Annotated in this window: 18 protein-coding genes; 5 read left to right on the forward strand and 13 right to left on the reverse strand. The window is 37.6% G+C overall.

Annotation, left to right across the window (positions count from 1 at the left end; all coding sequences use genetic code 11):
• The first annotated feature begins 78 nt into the window (after positions 1–78).
• Positions 79–1,563, forward strand: a complete 1,485-nt coding sequence (locus V7121_RS00255) for a peptide MFS transporter (protein WP_335502322.1) — start codon at positions 79–81, stop codon at positions 1,561–1,563.
• Between the two features lie 130 nt (positions 1,564–1,693).
• On the forward strand, positions 1,694–2,770 hold the full coding sequence (locus V7121_RS00260) for a UvrB/UvrC motif-containing protein (RefSeq protein WP_335545332.1): 1,077 nt from the start codon (positions 1,694–1,696) through the stop codon (positions 2,768–2,770).
• Here V7121_RS00260 and V7121_RS00265 read toward each other — a convergent pair.
• The 3 genes from V7121_RS00265 to V7121_RS00275 all read right to left on the reverse strand — a co-directional run bounded on the left by V7121_RS00265 (position 2,755) and on the right by V7121_RS00275 (position 4,207).
• Positions 2,755–3,363, reverse strand: coding sequence for a methyltransferase (locus V7121_RS00265; protein ID WP_335502324.1), 609 nt, complete (start codon positions 3,361–3,363; stop codon positions 2,755–2,757). The two genes, V7121_RS00260 and V7121_RS00265, sit on opposite strands and share 16 nt — an antisense overlap.
• 54 nt (positions 3,364–3,417) lie before the next feature.
• The gene (locus V7121_RS00270) at positions 3,418–3,801 is read right to left on the reverse strand and encodes a VWA-like domain-containing protein (protein ID WP_420490635.1); all 384 of its coding nucleotides are present in this window, start codon (positions 3,799–3,801) and stop codon (positions 3,418–3,420) included.
• 178 nt (positions 3,802–3,979) lie between these two features.
• Positions 3,980–4,207, reverse strand: coding sequence for a hypothetical protein (locus tag V7121_RS00275; protein ID WP_335545333.1), 228 nt, complete (start codon positions 4,205–4,207; stop codon positions 3,980–3,982).
• Between the two features lie 167 nt (positions 4,208–4,374).
• Between V7121_RS00275 and V7121_RS00280 the strand changes: the two genes are divergently transcribed.
• Positions 4,375–4,854, forward strand: coding sequence for a glutathione peroxidase (locus V7121_RS00280; RefSeq protein ID WP_335502331.1), 480 nt, complete (start codon positions 4,375–4,377; stop codon positions 4,852–4,854).
• A 22-nt stretch (positions 4,855–4,876) separates the two neighbouring features.
• Positions 4,877–5,314, forward strand: coding sequence for a MarR family winged helix-turn-helix transcriptional regulator (locus tag V7121_RS00285; RefSeq protein WP_420490689.1), 438 nt, complete (start codon positions 4,877–4,879; stop codon positions 5,312–5,314).
• 218 nt (positions 5,315–5,532) lie between these two features.
• Here the strand turns inward: V7121_RS00285 and dmpG are convergent, their stop codons facing one another.
• The 5 genes from dmpG to V7121_RS00310 form a co-directional block, all read right to left on the reverse strand.
• On the reverse strand, positions 5,533–6,561 hold the full coding sequence (gene dmpG, locus V7121_RS00290) for a 4-hydroxy-2-oxovalerate aldolase (protein ID WP_335502335.1): 1,029 nt from the start codon (positions 6,559–6,561) through the stop codon (positions 5,533–5,535).
• Positions 6,562–6,584: 23 nt separating this feature from the next.
• On the reverse strand, positions 6,585–7,472 hold the full coding sequence (locus V7121_RS00295) for an acetaldehyde dehydrogenase (acetylating) (protein WP_335502336.1): 888 nt from the start codon (positions 7,470–7,472) through the stop codon (positions 6,585–6,587).
• Positions 7,473–7,502: 30 nt separating this feature from the next.
• Entirely contained in the window at positions 7,503–8,291 is a 789-nt protein-coding gene (locus tag V7121_RS00300; protein WP_335502338.1) for an IclR family transcriptional regulator, read from the reverse strand.
• A gap of 180 nt (positions 8,292–8,471) precedes the next feature.
• Complete coding sequence (locus V7121_RS00305) at positions 8,472–8,741, reverse strand: iron-sulfur cluster biosynthesis (protein ID WP_335502340.1); 270 nt, start codon at positions 8,739–8,741, stop codon at positions 8,472–8,474.
• 125 nt (positions 8,742–8,866) lie between these two features.
• Positions 8,867–10,336 carry a protein adenylyltransferase SelO gene (locus V7121_RS00310; protein ID WP_335545337.1) on the reverse strand — a complete coding sequence of 490 codons (1,470 nt, stop codon included), beginning with the start codon at positions 10,334–10,336 and terminating at the stop codon, positions 8,867–8,869.
• Between the two features lie 197 nt (positions 10,337–10,533).
• Between V7121_RS00310 and V7121_RS00315 the strand changes: the two genes are divergently transcribed.
• Entirely contained in the window at positions 10,534–10,884 is a 351-nt protein-coding gene (locus tag V7121_RS00315) for a response regulator transcription factor (protein WP_335545338.1), read from the forward strand.
• A 40-nt stretch (positions 10,885–10,924) separates the two neighbouring features.
• On the opposite strand, the gene V7121_RS00320 is transcribed toward V7121_RS00315, so the two are convergent.
• The 5 genes from V7121_RS00320 to V7121_RS00340 all read right to left on the reverse strand — a co-directional run bounded on the left by V7121_RS00320 (position 10,925) and on the right by V7121_RS00340 (position 16,665).
• Complete coding sequence (locus V7121_RS00320) at positions 10,925–11,422, reverse strand: DUF1456 family protein (RefSeq protein WP_335502347.1); 498 nt, start codon at positions 11,420–11,422, stop codon at positions 10,925–10,927.
• 32 nt (positions 11,423–11,454) lie between these two features.
• The gene (locus V7121_RS00325; RefSeq protein WP_335502349.1) at positions 11,455–12,162 is read right to left on the reverse strand and encodes a M48 family metallopeptidase; all 708 of its coding nucleotides are present in this window, start codon (positions 12,160–12,162) and stop codon (positions 11,455–11,457) included.
• A gap of 357 nt (positions 12,163–12,519) precedes the next feature.
• Entirely contained in the window at positions 12,520–12,891 is a 372-nt protein-coding gene (locus V7121_RS00330) for an MmcQ/YjbR family DNA-binding protein (RefSeq protein ID WP_335502351.1), read from the reverse strand.
• Between the two features lie 18 nt (positions 12,892–12,909).
• Positions 12,910–13,305 (reverse strand): VOC family protein, encoded by a 396-nt coding sequence (locus V7121_RS00335; protein ID WP_335502353.1) that lies wholly within the window; start codon positions 13,303–13,305, stop codon positions 12,910–12,912.
• A 276-nt stretch (positions 13,306–13,581) separates the two neighbouring features.
• A complete protein-coding gene (locus tag V7121_RS00340; RefSeq protein WP_335502355.1) occupies positions 13,582–16,665 on the reverse strand; it encodes an MMPL family transporter in 3,084 nt (1,027 codons plus the stop codon).
• Between the last annotated feature and the right edge of the window lie 134 nt (positions 16,666–16,799).

Consider the following 16,799-nt stretch of genomic DNA (forward strand, 5'->3'; position numbering starts at 1 on the left):
CTTATTTCCCAAAAAAAAGTTTTTGACAATTCAAAACACCAGAAAGTATTATAGTATAATATAAAGGGAGGTTATAACATGTCAAACGTAAATAGACAGAAAATTGTGGATAGTGTACCTCAGACTGGATTCTTTGGTCATCCTAAAGGACTATCGACACTTTTCTTCACTGAATTCTGGGAACGTTTCTCCTACTATGGTATGAGAGCAATCCTTGTTTTCTATATGTATTATGAAGTTTCAAAAGGTGGACTGGGGATTGATAAGAACCTTGCACTTTCAATCATGTCCATTTATGGTTCACTAGTTTATATGTCCGGAATCATTGGTGGCTGGCTTGCTGACCGAATTTTCGGTTCTTCAAAAGCCGTGTTCTATGGTGGAATCTTAATTATGTTTGGACATATAGCCCTTGCTATTCCTGGCAGTGTTGCTATGTTCTTTGTATCGATGGTATTGATTGTTCTAGGTACTGGAATGCTAAAACCGAATGTTTCTTCTGCTGTAGGGGAATTGTACAGTGAAAAAGACGAACGTCGTGATGCAGGTTTCACTATTTACTACATGAGTATTAACTTAGGAGCATTCTTATCTCCATTAATCGTTGGGTCAATCGATAATTTCCATATCGGTTTTGCGATTGCAGCCGTAGGTATGTTCTTTGGTTTAGTTGTGTTTACTCTTACAAAGAAAAAAAATCTTGGCCTCGCTGGAACAATGATTGCCAATCCAATGTCACCTTCAGAAAAGAAAAAAGTTTTCACCATGATTGGAATTGGCGTAATTATTATTGCTATTTTATGTGCAGTTTTAATTCCAAATGGACTTTTAACTTTTGCTAGCTTTATTAATATCGTTACGTTCCTTGGTATTTTAATTCCGACCATTTACTTTGTTGTGATGTACCGCAGTCCAAAAACGACAGCTGTAGAACGTTCAAGGATCATTGCATATATTCCAATATTTATTGCAGCGGTTATGTTCTGGGCTATCCAAGAACAGGGCTCAACGATCCTTGCTAGCTATGCAGATACACGTACCCAATTGCATTTTGCCGGCATTGAAATTAAGCCTGCATGGTTCCAATCTTTAAACCCGTTATTTATTATTATATTTGCCCCTGTATTTGCTTGGGTATGGGTTAAATTAGGAAAGCGTCAGCCATCAATACCTCAAAAGTTCTCATTATCATTATTATTTGCTGGATTGTCATTCCTAGTTATTCTTATCCCTGCCTATTTTGGCGGTACAGATTCATTAGTAAATCCATTGTGGCTAGTTCTAAGTTATTTAATTGTAGTATTTGGTGAATTATGCATGTCACCAGTTGGATTATCAGCAACGACTAAATTAGCACCTGCAGCCTTCTCAGCACAAACAATGAGCCTTTGGTTCCTAGCAAGTGCAGCTGCACAAGCACTAAATGCACAAGTGGTTAAATTCTATACACCTGAAACTGAAATGACCTACTTTGGTGTCATCGGTGGAGCATCGATCGCGTTAGGAATTATCCTATTAATGTTAGCGCCAAAGATTCAAGGCTTCATGAAGGGTATTAAATAATTAAAGCTCACACCCCTAATGGTTTATAAAAAGGTGTCTAGTCTTCTCATCCCATAAAAATATCGGATGAACAAGGCTGGGCACCTTTATTATTTGTGATAAGATATACATAGTGATTGGAGGTATTCATATGAATTTAAAAGAAAAGGTGAACAACCTTCCCACTTTCCCCGGAGTATATCTAATGAAAGACGCCAACGCACAAATTATCTATGTAGGAAAGGCGAAGAATCTTAAAAATCGCGTCCGTTCATACTTTCAAAATTCAAAGTCTCATCCTCAAAAAATAATAAAACTCAAAGCTGCCCTTAAGGACTTTGACTATATCCTTACTGATACAGAATTTGAAGCCTTCATGCTTGAATGTAAACTAATCAAAGAAATCAAGCCTATTTTTAATCGGATGATGAAAAATCCTCAATCCTATATCTACATCAGAATTTACAAGGATGGAGACTACCAACGAATAGAAATTTGTAAAGACGCCGATAAGCAAGACAGTCTCTATTTTGGTCCTTATAAAAGCAAACATACCGTCGAAAAGGCGCTTCTAGGAATGAAAGATTTCTATAGGGTAAACTGTAGTAGCCCTTCTAATAAGAATACTCCTTGTTTAAACTATTCCCTGGGATTGTGTCTGGGGATGTGTATGGGTGGGGCTGCACTTGATCAGTACAATGAGAGGATAAACAAAATTATTGCAATATTTCAAGGCTTAGATATAAGTCTCCTCAGCGAGATGGAACAAAGAATGCAGGAGGCCTCTGAAAAATTCGATTTTGAAATTGCGGGAAAATACAGAGACACCTTAGAGGCAATCCACTCTCTCCTCCAAAAGGAAAAAGTGATTGAATTTACGGAGGGCAATAAAAACATAGCTGTTATCGAACACTTAACAGACATGTCTTTCAAATTATTCCTTATCAAGGGAAATAGAATCATGTTCAGCGAAAAATTCAAATCATCTGAGATTGAATCGGCTCACCAAGTACTCAAATCCAATATTTTAACTGCCTTTATAAAAAATGAGAACAAACCCTTTATGAAAATCAGTAGGGATGAGATAGACTTTGCACAAATCATTTATAGCTATTTAAGCAGCAGCAACTGTAGTTATTTCCTCATTCCAGACCGATTGCTTGATAATCCCTTTACTAACTTAGACAATGAAATTAACAAGTTAATGACTAGCTATTCATTTAATTGATAGATTAAAAATCGCTCATTTGGGTTATTCACATGGACGAAAGGGAGAATAATTTCTTTACTTAATTGAAAAGATGTATCATTTTCTAAGTAATAAATATAATCCTCTGATGGATAATATAAAATGAGCTCTACATCCCGTTTCACTTTTTCAACGGAAATTAAAATATGATTTATAATTTTCATAAAGATTTGAACAGAAAAGGGATTAAAGAAGTAAAAACGATTGTCTAAAGGATTGATCTGATATTCTTCGGCAAGGCAGTTGTGAAAATAAATCTGCCTATTACTCAAGTGGGTTGTCTTTACAAAATGAGTTCGGTTTTTAAGTGCTTCATGGTAGAATTCCTCATTCATCTCGATTCCAACAACTGTTGCATGAAAATGGTAGTGGATAAAAAAGTTTAGTCGCCCTTTTCCACAACCAAAGTCAACGATTCGATCATTGCTGCTCACTTGATAATGCTTAAATAATTCCTCTAATGCACTGTATGGGGTAGGCTCATAACGATGATAATGAAAAGACTTATGAAAACCCTTTTGATCCCCTCCCGTTTTTATCCCCATCAATTTATCATAATAATATTCTTTCATCGATTGCTCCTAACTTACGAGTTCATCCCCCACTATTAGGTGGGGGATTTCTTTTTATGCTACCTTAATTGCTTTCCCAAATGGAACCCGTGGCAAAATTGCACCAGGTACTAGCCAGATCATTTCATAACTAACATTTTCTATGTCCTCTGAAATAAAGCCAGTGACATCGGTAATATAAAACAGTGTATCGATTTTTTCCTCATTTGCCCACTCAAGCACCAAAGTGTATGATGATTTCCCATGTGTATGGTATTTAATTGTATCACTTTTAACTGGTGAGGTACTTCTAATTTTAAAATCTGCTTGTACCAATATTGTATCTGGTTTAACCTGCTCAAACAGTTTTACTATGTTATTGATTAAAATGCTTGGGGCTTCATTCGTGGAAGTGTCAACAGCTAAGGCCACCTTCTTATCTTGCCGCTGTTGAATCATTGAAAGTATCGTCTTGTGCCATTTCAACCACAACCAACTCCTTTGGAATGAATAAGTGAACCATCTTATTTTGGTTTATTAATGAGAGGGTTATGATTGGATAATAGCGGTAACCGATTGCATTTAAAATCAAAAAAATAAATGGTGCCTATTGGCTCCTAAGCTACACCACTTATTTTTATTCCTCGATTTCATTTATTTCATCAATCAACTGTTTTGTCCTCTTTGCATTTCCTTCAGCAAAGTTTTCGAGACGTTCCTTTAATTCTTCATCCTCATGAATCCGCTCTGCTGTAATCAGATAGGTCCGCATTAAATCCTCTTCTGTTTCAAGTGATTCTTTAAGAACCTCTTTAAGTAATTCTTTTTCTTCAGCATCTTTATGATTAAACAAATTTAAATCCATCTAGAAAACCTCCTTTTCACTTTTATCGTTCTCCTTTCCATAATCAGATATCCCTTGTTCAAAAGATTAAACGTAAACTTGCAATTTTAAATTAAATCGCGTAAGATTAAATCGTAAACGATTTAATCTTAACTAAATATATTTCAGAAAATAAAGGAGAAGATAAAATGACAACAATTTATGATATTAGTGTAAAGACGACTAATGGTGAAGAAAAATCATTAATGGATTATGAGGGCAAGCTAATGCTTATTGTGAATACGGCCAGTAAATGTGGTTTCACACCCCAATTCAAAGGACTTCAGGAACTAAATGAAAAATACCATGAGCAGGGCTTGGAAATTTTGGGCTTCCCATGTGATCAATTCAACAATCAAGAATTTGCTGATATCGATGAGACAACTCAGTTTTGCCAGTTAAATTATGGTGTCACCTTTCCAATGTTTGCAAAGGTCGATGTCAACGGTAAAAATGCCGATCCATTATTTACTTATTTAAAAAACCAGAAACCAGGAACACTTACTAAAAATATCAAATGGAATTTCACTAAATTTCTTGTCGACCAAAAGGGTCAGGTGATTGAACGCTATGCACCAACAACAGAACCAAGCAGAATTGAGAAAGATATAAAAAAATTATTGTCATAATTTTTAAAGTAAGGTGACCATCTTGGAAGAATTTATATTATTAGAAAATCAACTATGCTTTGCCGTTTACGAAACAGCAAGTGAATTCAACAAATTATATACAAGTGCACTACAACCATTCAACTTAACTTATCCTCAATACTTGGTTCTATTATCACTTTGGGAAACTGATAGTGTAACGGTAAAAGAACTAGGTGAAAAGTTGAGTTTAGGTACGGGCACATTAACACCCATGCTGACAAGAATGGAAGCAAATGGCTGGCTCAGAAAAGAACGTTCTAAGGCGGATGAACGAAGAGTCTTTATCCATTTAGAAGCAAAAGCACTGGAACAAAAACAAGCGATTACAAATATTATCAGTAAAGAAATTCAATCCTGTCACATCGAACTCGAAGAATATAAACAGTTAATGGAGCGATTAAATCAATTGCATCATAAGTTAAAAAATCGGGTAAATTAGCATTCAGTTAATAAAAAAACAACACTTTGCTCAAAGTGTTGTTTTTTGTAATATATTCTATATAGTTAATCCACAATTAATTGGAGGATTACTTGGTATTATGTCTATCATTCTATCATTGCAAGAGCAAGGGTGGAACAGGAAGCGTGAACATGGCAGTCCACCTCTTCCAAACCCTTTCTTCATTTTTAAAATCTCTATTAATCTAGCAGTAATGATTATGCTAGAACAATTTTAGATTGGTTTTTAGCAATTTCAGCGGCCACTTCAACAATCATATCCTCTTGTCCGCCAACTACTTTACGTTTTCCTAATTCAATAAGAATATCACGTGAATCCACGCCAAATTTTGCCGCAGCACGTTTGGCATGAAGTGCAAAGCTTGAGTACACCCCTGCATATCCTAGTGTTAAGCTGTCTTTTGTGATTTCTTGTGGTACTGATAAAATTGGTGCCACAATATCTTCAGCCAAGTCCATTATTTTATATAAATCTACCCCTGTATTAATTCCCATCCGTTCACAAACGGCAACGAGTACTTCTGTTTGTGTATTACCAGCACCGGCACCTAAACAACGAACGCTGCCGTCAATACGCGTAGCTCCTGCTTCGATGGCAGCAAGTGTATTGGCCATTGCAAGTGATAAATTGTTATGACCATGGAACCCTACATTAACGCCAATTGATTCTTTAAGTGCACGAATACGTTCGCTAACTTGATTTGGAAGTAAATAACCAGCAGAGTCAACCACATAAACGGTATCTGCTCCATAGCTTTCCATTAGCTTGGCTTGTTCTACTAATTTAGTAACAGGTGCCATATGGTTCATCATTAAAAAGCCAACTGTTTCCATTCCTAATTCTTTAGCATAAGCAATATGTTGTGGAGCAACATCGGCTTCGGTAACATGTGTGGCAATACGCGCCATTTTTGCTCCTAAGTTTGCTGCTTCTTTTAATTCATGGAGCGTTCCGATCCCTGGTAAAAGTAGAACAGCGATTTTAGATTTATCGGCAACAGATACGGCTGCTTCGATTAATTCCATTTCGTTTGTTCGTGATAGTCCATATTGTAACGAAGATCCTGCTAAACCGTCACCATGAGAAACTTCGATAAAAGGAACGTTAGCATCATTCAACGCTTTTGCGATTTTCAGTACTTGGTCTACTGTATATTGATGATTGATAGCATGGCTTCCATCGCGTAATGCTACCTCTGTGATAAGAATATCTCTTTGATTTGTCATTATTATTTTCCCCTTTCTACAGCTCAAACTGTTTCTTTCGTTAATAGTTTTTTAGCAAACGCTTCAGCAATTTTCACACCGGCTGAGGTCATGATATCTAGGTTTCCTGCATATACAGGCAAGTAATCACCAGCACCCTCCACTTGGAGGAAGATCGTTACCTTATTTCCTTCAAAAATAGGTTCTGTGCGAAGTTGATAACCTGGAACATAAGCTTGAACAACTTTTTCCATTTCAGCAATTGATTTTCTAATCGCTGCTTCGTCCATTTTTCCTTCTTCTACAAGAGCGTAAACAGTATCGCGCATCATGATTGGCGGTTCAGCAGGGTTTAAAATCATAATTGCTTTCCCTTTTTTCGCCCCACCAACCTCTGCAATCGCACGTGACGTTGTTTCCGTAAATTCATCGATATTTGCACGTGTTCCCGGTCCTGCACTTAAGCTCGCGATGGTCGCAACGATTTCTGCATATTCTACAGGAGCAACACGGTTAACAGCATGCACCATAGGGATGGTAGCCTGACCGCCACAGGTAATCAAATTGATATTATCTTTATCTAAATGTTCATCAATATTAACTGCCGCACATACATACGGGCCAACAGCTGCAGGAGTCATATCAATAACTTTTATACCCGCTTCTTTTAACACCTTTGCATTATAGAGATGCGCCTTAGCTGAAGTGGCATCAAAAACGATGTCAGCTTCTAATGTTGAGTCTGCAAGAAATCCATCAATCCCCGTATCTACTCCTGCATAACCTAATTCTCTTGCACGGCGTAATCCGTCTGATTGCGGGTCAATTCCGATTACTGCTGTCAACTCTAACAATTCAGAGCGACCAAGTTTAATCATTAAATCTGTTCCAATGTTTCCTGAGCCAAGAACGGCAACTTTTACTTTTGACAAAATAATTCTCCTCCTAAAAAATAATAGTTTTCATCTAGTTTCTCTATATGTGTTTTTGCCTTGATAACCTAAACTATTTGAAATCAATGCTGCAGCTCGTTTAATTCCTGCGATAACCTTAGGAAGCTTATTTTCATCAAGCCTCATTTTTGGTGCAGCACAGCTAATCGAAGCGATTACATTTCCCTGATGATTAAAAATTGGGGCAGCTATACATTTTAAACCTAACTCAATTTCCTCATCGTCTACTGCATAACCTTGCTCACGGATGGATTGTAACTGCACTTTAAGGTCCTCAATCTTTGTCATCGTGTGTTTGGTGAATGATTCCATATTGAGAGAAGATAATATTCTATTTACATCATTTTCATTTAAATGGGCAAGGATGGCCTTTCCCACTCCTGTACTATGAAAAGGAGCCCTTTTTCCAATATGTGAATAAATAGTTAGCGTACTTTGTCCTTCCACCTTTTCAATATAAATCACTTCATCGCGTTGTAAGGACACTAAGTGGACGGTTTCATTTAGTTCATCCACTAACTCTCTAATAATTGGCTTTGCTACATTTGCAATATCGAGATGTTTTCCGACAAAATTCCCAAGTTCAAATAGTTTAATTCCCGGCCGATACTTTAAATCTTCAGGATTTTGTTGTAGATACCCTCTATGTTCTAAAGTTTTGATGATACCGTGAACGGTACTTTTTGATAAATTTAAACTCTCACTGATCTCTTTAATGCTTAGTTCTGGTTTTGTTACCAAAAATAATTCAAGGATATCAGCCGCTCTTTCAACAGATTGGATTAATCGTTCTGACACTTTTTATTCTCCTCTCATTCGACATTATCGAATGGCATTCGCAATTTTTATGGACAATTTAATAGTAACTCTCGTTCATAATTCTGTCAATATTTTAGCTGATTTGGTTAAATAGAATCATTTTACCCTTGATATTTTTCAAAAAAAAGAATCTGATTTCAAATAGAAATCAGATTCCTTTTAAATAATCTCAAATTGTTTAAACCCAGTTGTATCTGGGATAAAATCTAATGTTTTATGATTAAAGTAATGGCACTCTCCGTTATCAATGATAAAATGCAGTTCATCCTTAATAACTTCTGTATCGTTCGTCTGTATCGATTCTTCTAACGTCAATTTCACTTTCATAAAACAACTTTTACGCATTTGCAGTCGGATTAATTGTTTCAGTCCTGCTAGTTTCAGCCTATTTTGTAATTCATTTTTTGCATTTTCAGTTAATATAAACACAAAATCCCCCTATTTCCTATCCCTCATATGCTTGTTTTATGGTTTGGACAAAAATAATACTACCTTTATAACATTAGGTTAGCATTAGTTTGTCCTATTAGTAAACCAAGCAGCTTGATAGTCACTTATGTACCACAATAGGTACGGTAGGGCTGGGCTGGTTGTTCTGGAAGTTTGCAGTATTCATCCTGTTCAGGGGAGTGAGCGTATGGACTTGAGAGGACATTAAGCAGCCGCTCCATTACACTGTAGTCTTCTTGATCCACAGCAGCTTCTAATGCTGTCTCCACTCGGTGATTCCGAGGAATGACTGCAGGATTGCTGCTGCGCATTAACTGAAGTGAACTTGTTTTAGGTTCCTGTTGTCTCCCTAGTCGTGCCTGCCATTTTTCATACCACTGTTTAAATTCCGGAGTCTTAAATACGACTGTATCCTCTGGCTTTTCAATGGATAAGGAACGAAAAGTGTTAGTGTAATCTGCCTTATATTTCTCCATCATAGTGAGGAGTTCTTGCACAAGGATTTTATCTTCTTTTTCTTCGTTAAAGATACCCAATTTAACTCTCATTCCTGAAAGCCAATGGTTTTGATACAGCTTCATATATTTAGAAATCTCATCCTGAGCCAATTTAACTGCCTGTTCCTGTTCGTCATGGAGGAGCGGCAGAAGAGTTTCTGCAAATCGTGCCAAATTCCAACCAGCTATATAGGGCTGATTTCCATAAGCATAGCGTCCTTGGGTATCAATTGAACTAAATACGGTGGCTGGGTCATAGGTGTCCATAAATGCACATGGACCATAATCGATTGTTTCACCACTAATCGTCATGTTGTCGGTATTCATTACACCATGGATGAAGCCTACTAGTTGCCATTTAGCAACTAGCCCTGCCTGTCGTTTTATCACTTCCTGGAGCAAGGTAAGATATCGATTCTCACCCGTTTCAGCATCCGGATAGTGGCGATGAAGTGCATAGTCAGCAAGAGCCCGAAGTTCTTCGACCGTTCCCCATTTTGCAGCATATTGAAAGGTACCGACGCGGACGTGACTGGAAGCCAAACGAGTCAAGATTGCACCAGGCAAAGTCCTTTCACGGTATACCGGCTCTCCTGTTGTCACAACGGCAAGACTTCGGGTGGTCGGTATCCCTAGTGCATGCATCGCTTCACTGATAATGTATTCACGCAGCATTGGTCCAAGCGCCGCCCGGCCATCCCCTCCACGGGAGTACGGCGTTCGACCTGGGCCCTTAAGCTGAATATCCACTCGCTCCCCTTTTGGTGTAATTTGTTCTCCAAGTAAAATCGCCCGGCCATCCCCTAATTTGGTAAAGTGTCCAAACTGATGCCCTGCATAAGCTTGGGCAAGCGGTCTTGCCCCCTCAGGTATCTGGTTTCCAGCAAACACGGCTGCACCATTCTTGTTTTCCAGCTCTTCAGCATTTAAACCTAATTCTACTGCCAGCGGCTGATTAAAGATAATCAACTCAGGTGACTGTACCGGTGTGGGGTCAGTATCGGTAAAAAATATATCAGGCAATTGAGCATAACTGTCATCAAAGTTCCAGCCTATTTTTTCTCTTTCTGATGCCATAGTATCCTCTTTTCTTGTTTTGTCATTTAGTAAAAGTGTTCTTTCTTTAGCTTATAAAAATTTTCCTATTTCTATCCTAACAGATTAAAACAAGCTAGTTTAAAATAAATACATCTTTTTCACTATCTTTGTAGGGAAAAAGAGATTTACTGTCGAATTAAGTAATAAAATGACCTGGTACGGGGGGTTAGATGGAATTGAGGATACTTATTGTAGAAGATGAAGTTAGAATCAGTCAATTATTAAAAATGTATTTAGTAAGAGAATCATATGATGTCAATGTAGCCGATAACGGCGATGATGGATTATCCTGTGTCCTTCAAGAAAATTATGACCTAATTATCTTAGATGTTTTCATGCCAGGTAAAGACGGGTTCACCGTTCTTGAGGAGATAAGGAAATGTAAACAAACGCCTGTTATTATGTTATCAGCCCAAAGTGGGGAAAATGAACGAAATCGAGGGTTTCAATTAGGAGCGAATGAGTTTATCTCTAAACCATTTAGTCCCAGTGCTGTACTGACTAAAGTTAAAGAAATCTTGTCCTAAACATATGAAAGAGCAGCCTTAGTGACTGCTCTGTTTGTTTTTATGATACCCTATATTTTAATGCTAATCCTTTTAAGAAATTCCTAGCAAATTTATCCCCGCACTCTTTATAATTTTTATGCCCCTCTTTTCTTAATAAAGCGCCGAGTTCCCCCTTGGTTACAGTTATTCCTGCCTTTTCGAATATCTCCAGCATATCCTCAGTTGTTAATGCCAGCGCTATTTTTACTTTCTTTAGAAGGAGATTATTTACGTTAGCAGTTTTCTTCAATGTCGGTTCTGGTAAATCCGCCTGTCCTGGTTTGGGCTCCTGTTTTCCTCTTTTAAAAATAATAAAGCCATTTAAAAAGGAATCCAACATGCTGTTATTACATTTGATTTGATCATCATATTCCGCTTCCTCATCGGTTTTTGTTAGAATCTGAATGACCTCTGGGACAGTAACTTCCACTCCGCCAAGTTTAAATATCTCTGCCATTTCTTTATTTTTTATTTCTAGAGCGTACCTCAATCGAATAAGTATATCGTTATTTTCCATCTATAAGTCTCCTTTAATATTGATATCTACAGCTACACAGTCATTTTCCAGCTTGATAAGGCTAACCAGGTCTCTTGTTCCTTATAATCGGGTAGTATTTTGCCTACAAGGCGCCAAAAGGACCGATCATGATTCAGATGGACCAGATGGCACATTTCATGGACGACTACATAGTCAATTACCTGCTGCGGTGCCATCGCCAATTTCCAATTGAAGGTTAATTGCTGCCTAGAATCACAGGTTCCCCAATTACTGTTATTATCTGAAATACGGATAGATCGCGGTTTTGTTTTAAAATGTTTTTGATACGAACGAATTCCCCGCTCTACTAACATTTTACATTGCTGATAATAAAATCGTTTTAAGGCTTGTTTGATTTTTACATCCTCAGGTTGTTTCACATATATTTTTAACATATCCCCATCAAACGCTACATAGTCTTGTTCGATATTTAAATCATGACAGACCTCAATAGGATATTCGTTCCCTAAATATAGAAAATTCTCACTATGATCATACACCTTCACCTTTTGTCCTAAAGCCCTATCCTTCATTTCCTTGGATTTTTGCAGAATCCATTCCCAATTCTCCTCAATACCTTGACGCACACGTTCATCGGATGCTCCTCTAGGCGCCTGAACTTCAACATTGCCATAAACATCTATAGTAATGCCCATCGATTTACGCTTTTTATAAACAATTTCAAAACTAATCGTCTGATCTGAATAATTATGTATCATTTAATCACCTGCATTTATGACAATAGGTATAATCAATAGCAAAAAAATAAGAGTAGCAATAAAATTCCTACTCTAACCTTGATTTAGTTTATGACAGTGTAAGGGATTTGTCCATGGGAAGCATCAAATCTAAAGAATAAGTTCATTTATTGATTGATTATGTGTAAAATTACCCTTCAATTATGGGGTATTCCTTTTTAAAAAATCTTCAATGGGCGAATATTTAGGGTCAATGAGCGAATTTAGGGTTCCAATGGGCGGATCTTGGACATATATGGGCGAATTCAGTATTTCAATGGGCGAATCTATGAAGCAACAATCTTAAATTTAAAAAAAAGGCAGATGATCTGCCCTTCTTCACTTTTTATTCAACTCATGCCAATACTTAACCAACCGCTTCGGGGCTGCACGTAAATAGGCTTCTACAAGAAGGTCGGTTAATTCATTCCAAACCTCCTCAGTCGGATTCAGAATGGATACCCAGCCGTGTTGCCCAATATGCGGGGTTTTGTAAAAATGCTCTTTTTGAAGCAAAAATCCTTGAGTTTCACGGTCGGACTTGAACGACAGACTGAATCCTTTTTCACTTTCACCAGAAATCACAAAAGATTTCCCATTGATTTTAAACGTATTGTGCCCAAAACCGTCGATATGTTCTACTGCTTCAGGCAGTGCGAGACAGATTTTGCGTATATTTTCAAGCATTTCCGCCGAAACTTGTGTTTTCATATTATTCACCTAGCAATTCTATTTTGCATTCGCATCTGGTTGATGAATTCCAAAGATATTGCCTTCGGTATCAGTATAATATCCTTGCCAAGCCATACCAGGCAGAGCATATTTAGGCATGGCCACCTTACCGCCCTGTTCCATAATTTTAGCTTCCGTAGTATCATAATTTTCCACACCCATTGTACAAGCAAATCCATTTACTGGTTGATTTTGCTCTGGCGCACCTCCTTGACGCTGCATCAAAGCACCATTGATTCCAAGCTCATTCTCATCACCAGTTACGGCTCCAAAGTAAGGCATTCCCGCATACTCAGACCAATCTTGAAAGGACCATCCGAATACCTCTCCATAAAATTTTTTTGCGCGTTCCATGTCGCTCACATGAATTTCGAAATGTACTAATCTACCCATAATACCCTCCTAATTATCTATAATTTCTTCTTTACAACACTTCGTTTAATATCTACTAATTTCCTCCCTATTATCGTTGAGAATATAGGAAAATATTCAATTCCACTGGTTATTTTTTAATCTTGCAAATATAATACACTATGGTTATTGGCTGTAGTTACATGATATTCGTAAATAAAAAAGACCCTCTCAATAGTATATTAAATGGTATTGAGAGGGTTTTTTATCGTTTTTTATTAAATTTCAACAAGTAATCTTTTTAAGGCTAAGTCCTACTCATATTACCTTTTCCTCAAAATTTAATTTATCCTGCTTTTTACTCGAAAATAATGATGCAAGCCTATCCGGAAGGGCAATCATTGCCGGTAAAAATACTGGTAGCAGTACGAAGCATAGTACAACCAGTCCTGTAATGACAGCTATCGCCAATTCAGTTAAAAGTACCAATCCCGAAGGCATAAGTGTGGCAAAGGTTCCGCCAAGTATAAAGACTGCGGCAATGATTACCCCGCCAATATGTCTTGAAGCCAATACGATTGCTTCTTGTGGTGACATATGAGGGTACTCCTTAAAGCGCATCATCAAGAATATACTATAGTCTACTCCCAAGGCGACAATAATGATAAATGAGAAGAATGGAACAAAGGATGAAATTCCTTCGAACCCTTTTAAATCTATGAATATATAGTTGATGATGAACATCGCTGCATAGTATGCTCCAACAAGGGATGCAGTTATGAAAACTGGTGTCCAGAAAGATCTTATGACAAAGAACAGCACAAGCAATACACCGATGATGACTATAGTGGTTGTTCGATTGAGATCTCGACTCAGAATATCATTCATATCTTTTGTTGTAGCACTTGGACCTGATGTACCACTGTGAGCGTCATCGAGAACTGTCCCTTTAAGCCCAATAGACACAGCTGAATTAATTTTATCTATCGTACTTAATGCTTCTTTTGAATAAGGGTCTGCTTCTAAAACAACAATCATCTTAGTTATTTTCCGATCCTTGGACATGAACGCATTTAATGATTTATCAAAGTCTTTGTTCGTCAATGCTTCTTTTGGAATGAAGAAGTTTTTATTTCCTTTATACTGAGATAAGAATCCATTGGTTTGTCCTAGTCCATCAGAAATTTGCTTTAACCCGCCATTGACATCCGATAGTTTTTGTCCGAAGACACTAAAGCCATTGAGACCGTCTGCAAGCTTCTGTTGACCTGTTTTCATCTGGCCAAGTCCATCGGTCACACGATTCATATTCGTTACAATGGTACCTATTCCATTAGATGCCTTACCAAGGCCCTGTTCAAGTTGTTTCAAGCCGTCTGCCATTTGGGATAAACCGCCGCTCATCGCAGCAAGACTTTTATTCGCTTTCGCAAACCCCGAAGTAACCGCATTATAATTATCATTTAATGCTTTTATTCCTTCAGGTGTTATCGGAGCTAACGAAGTAGATAATTGATTAATAGTTTGCTTTAATGCCTGGTAATTAGCGTCAGTATCAGAATTGGAATAACTGTTTCCTAAACCAGTCATCATTAATTGCATTTGCGAAAGTGCACCTTTCATCCCAAGAAGAGCCTGTGCTGCATCCTGATAATGATTACCCATCTCCGCGTATCCTGCCTGCATTTTTCCATAGTTATCAGCTAACAATGTGACTCCACTGCTCACTTTTGAAAGATTCGCTTCTATTGCCGCTATGCCATTACTAATGGTTTGCGAATTATTAGAGCCATTATCAATACCAGCTTGGATTTGCTTTAAACCATTGGTTAAAGCACCCATACCATCCTCAAGCTTTGCCGTACCATCTACCATCTGACTAACCTTAGAAAAGTCCGCTGACCCCAACTTTTCTTGCGCTAGTTTCAATCCATCATTTATTTGATCCACACCATTTTGGGTTTTGGAGATACCTTCCGTAACGGACCCCATTTGACTATCGACGTAAAAACCGTCTATCTGCTTACCTTGAGGCTGGGTAACCGAAGAAACCTGCTTAACTCCCTTAATACTCTTAAGTCTTTCGGTTAACTTATCAATCACAGCAAGTGACTCATTATTATTTAATGCATTGCTATTTTCAATCACAACCGTAGCAGGCATTGCCTGACCTTTACCAAAGTGTTCGGCTACTAAGTTAATGCCCTTTGTTGAGGGATATTTATTTCCAAGTTCCCCAATGGTATCAAAATTGAGCTTTTCCTGATGTAAAAACACCATCGGTCCTATAATTAAAAGAATAACCACCACTGATAGAAGCGGATACTTTGTTCCAAAGGATGATGTTTTATCCCAGAATTTATTTTCCTTATGGCCCATTACATTCTTGGATGGCCAGAAGAGTTTTCTTCCTAAAACTTTCATGATGAAAGGTGTTAACGTCAAAATTTCAAGCAATAGAATCGTAACACCGATTACAACCACAACACCTGATTTATAAATTGGCGACTCAGCAAAAACGAGAGCAAGGAAAGCAATAAATACAGTCAATATACTATAAGCAATCGTTTTACCAGCTGTTTTATACGTGTTGCTAATCGATTCGTCGATTGTATGGCCGTGTGCTAGTTCCTCTCTAAATCGATTAAAGAGGAGAATATTGTAATCCGTCCCGATACCAAAAAGAATAAGGATCAGGAGCATCTGAGTAAGACTTGTAATTGGAAATCCAGCTTTATCAATTAATTGTGCGGCAATTCCCATTGAAACAAGATAGGAAAAGGCCACAGCCACTAAGGATACTAAGGGTGTTACCACTGACCTAAAAGCGATAATAAGGACTGCTAAAATAAAAATAACGGTTAAAGCAGCACTCTTCTCAACCCCTGCTAGGGACGCCTTCAGATAATCGTTATTAATAAAATCTTCTCCGCTTAGATAATAGTTAACAGGTACATGACTGAGCTTTTCATCAAGTTCCTTTTTTATATCATCTACTTCTCGATCTTTCTTATCAAGCTTGAAGCTCACCATAAGTGTCGTGTCATCTTTAGAAACAAGAGAACTTTTTGCATCAGGCATACTGAAAGGATCGATCATATCTGTAATACCCAGCTCTTTGCTGCTATCGCTAATTCCCTTTACAGCATCACCGATTTTGTTCATTTCCTCTTGAGAGATTTTATCTTTATCGTAAAAAACAATAAGATTGTTAATCCCTTTTTTGGTGTCCATTTTTTTCAAAATGTGATCAGCGATTACAGAAGGGCTATCCTTACTCGCTCCTTGCTGCCCTTTTTGTCGCAGGATAGCATTGATGTCCGGCTGTATCGCTGTAAGCAATATCGTTGCAATCAGCCATATCGCAAATATAGCCCATCGGCCTTTTATGATTGGTCTCACCCTACCGTTCCTCCTTATTTATGTTAACTTATCATGTTGTTTTTCTCACATTAGACACTATAGCAAGGGATACGGAAGGGTTCAATAAGCAAAGGAGTACAAGTGTATTAAAATAATACACTTGTGGTAATTTG

It is taken from the genome of Neobacillus drentensis (assembly GCF_036962125.1).
In the GTDB taxonomy this organism is placed as follows: domain Bacteria; phylum Bacillota; class Bacilli; order Bacillales; family Cytobacillaceae; genus Neobacillus; species Neobacillus drentensis_B.

What these genes read in the sequence shown, in the direction of transcription:
- V7121_RS00260 (WP_335545332.1), top strand. Translation starts at nt 1,694, where the DNA reads ATGAATTTAAAAGAAAAGGTGAACAACCTTCCCACTTTCCCCGGAGTA.
- V7121_RS00310 (WP_335545337.1), bottom strand. Translation starts at nt 10,336, where the DNA reads ATGGCATCAGAAAGAGAAAAAATAGGCTGGAACTTTGATGACAGTTAT.
- V7121_RS00320 (WP_335502347.1), bottom strand. Translation starts at nt 11,422, where the DNA reads ATGGAAAATAACGATATACTTATTCGATTGAGGTACGCTCTAGAAATA.
- V7121_RS00265 (WP_335502324.1), bottom strand. Translation starts at nt 3,363, where the DNA reads ATGAAAGAATATTATTATGATAAATTGATGGGGATAAAAACGGGAGGG.
- V7121_RS00275 (WP_335545333.1), bottom strand. Translation starts at nt 4,207, where the DNA reads ATGGATTTAAATTTGTTTAATCATAAAGATGCTGAAGAAAAAGAATTA.
- V7121_RS00255 (WP_335502322.1), top strand. Translation starts at nt 79, where the DNA reads ATGTCAAACGTAAATAGACAGAAAATTGTGGATAGTGTACCTCAGACT.
- V7121_RS00325 (WP_335502349.1), bottom strand. Translation starts at nt 12,162, where the DNA reads ATGATACATAATTATTCAGATCAGACGATTAGTTTTGAAATTGTTTAT.
- V7121_RS00335 (WP_335502353.1), bottom strand. Translation starts at nt 13,305, where the DNA reads ATGGGTAGATTAGTACATTTCGAAATTCATGTGAGCGACATGGAACGC.
- dmpG (WP_335502335.1), bottom strand. Translation starts at nt 6,561, where the DNA reads ATGACAAATCAAAGAGATATTCTTATCACAGAGGTAGCATTACGCGAT.
- V7121_RS00330 (WP_335502351.1), bottom strand. Translation starts at nt 12,891, where the DNA reads ATGAAAACACAAGTTTCGGCGGAAATGCTTGAAAATATACGCAAAATC.
- V7121_RS00280 (WP_335502331.1), top strand. Translation starts at nt 4,375, where the DNA reads ATGACAACAATTTATGATATTAGTGTAAAGACGACTAATGGTGAAGAA.
- V7121_RS00270 (WP_420490635.1), bottom strand. Translation starts at nt 3,801, where the DNA reads ATGATTCAACAGCGGCAAGATAAGAAGGTGGCCTTAGCTGTTGACACT.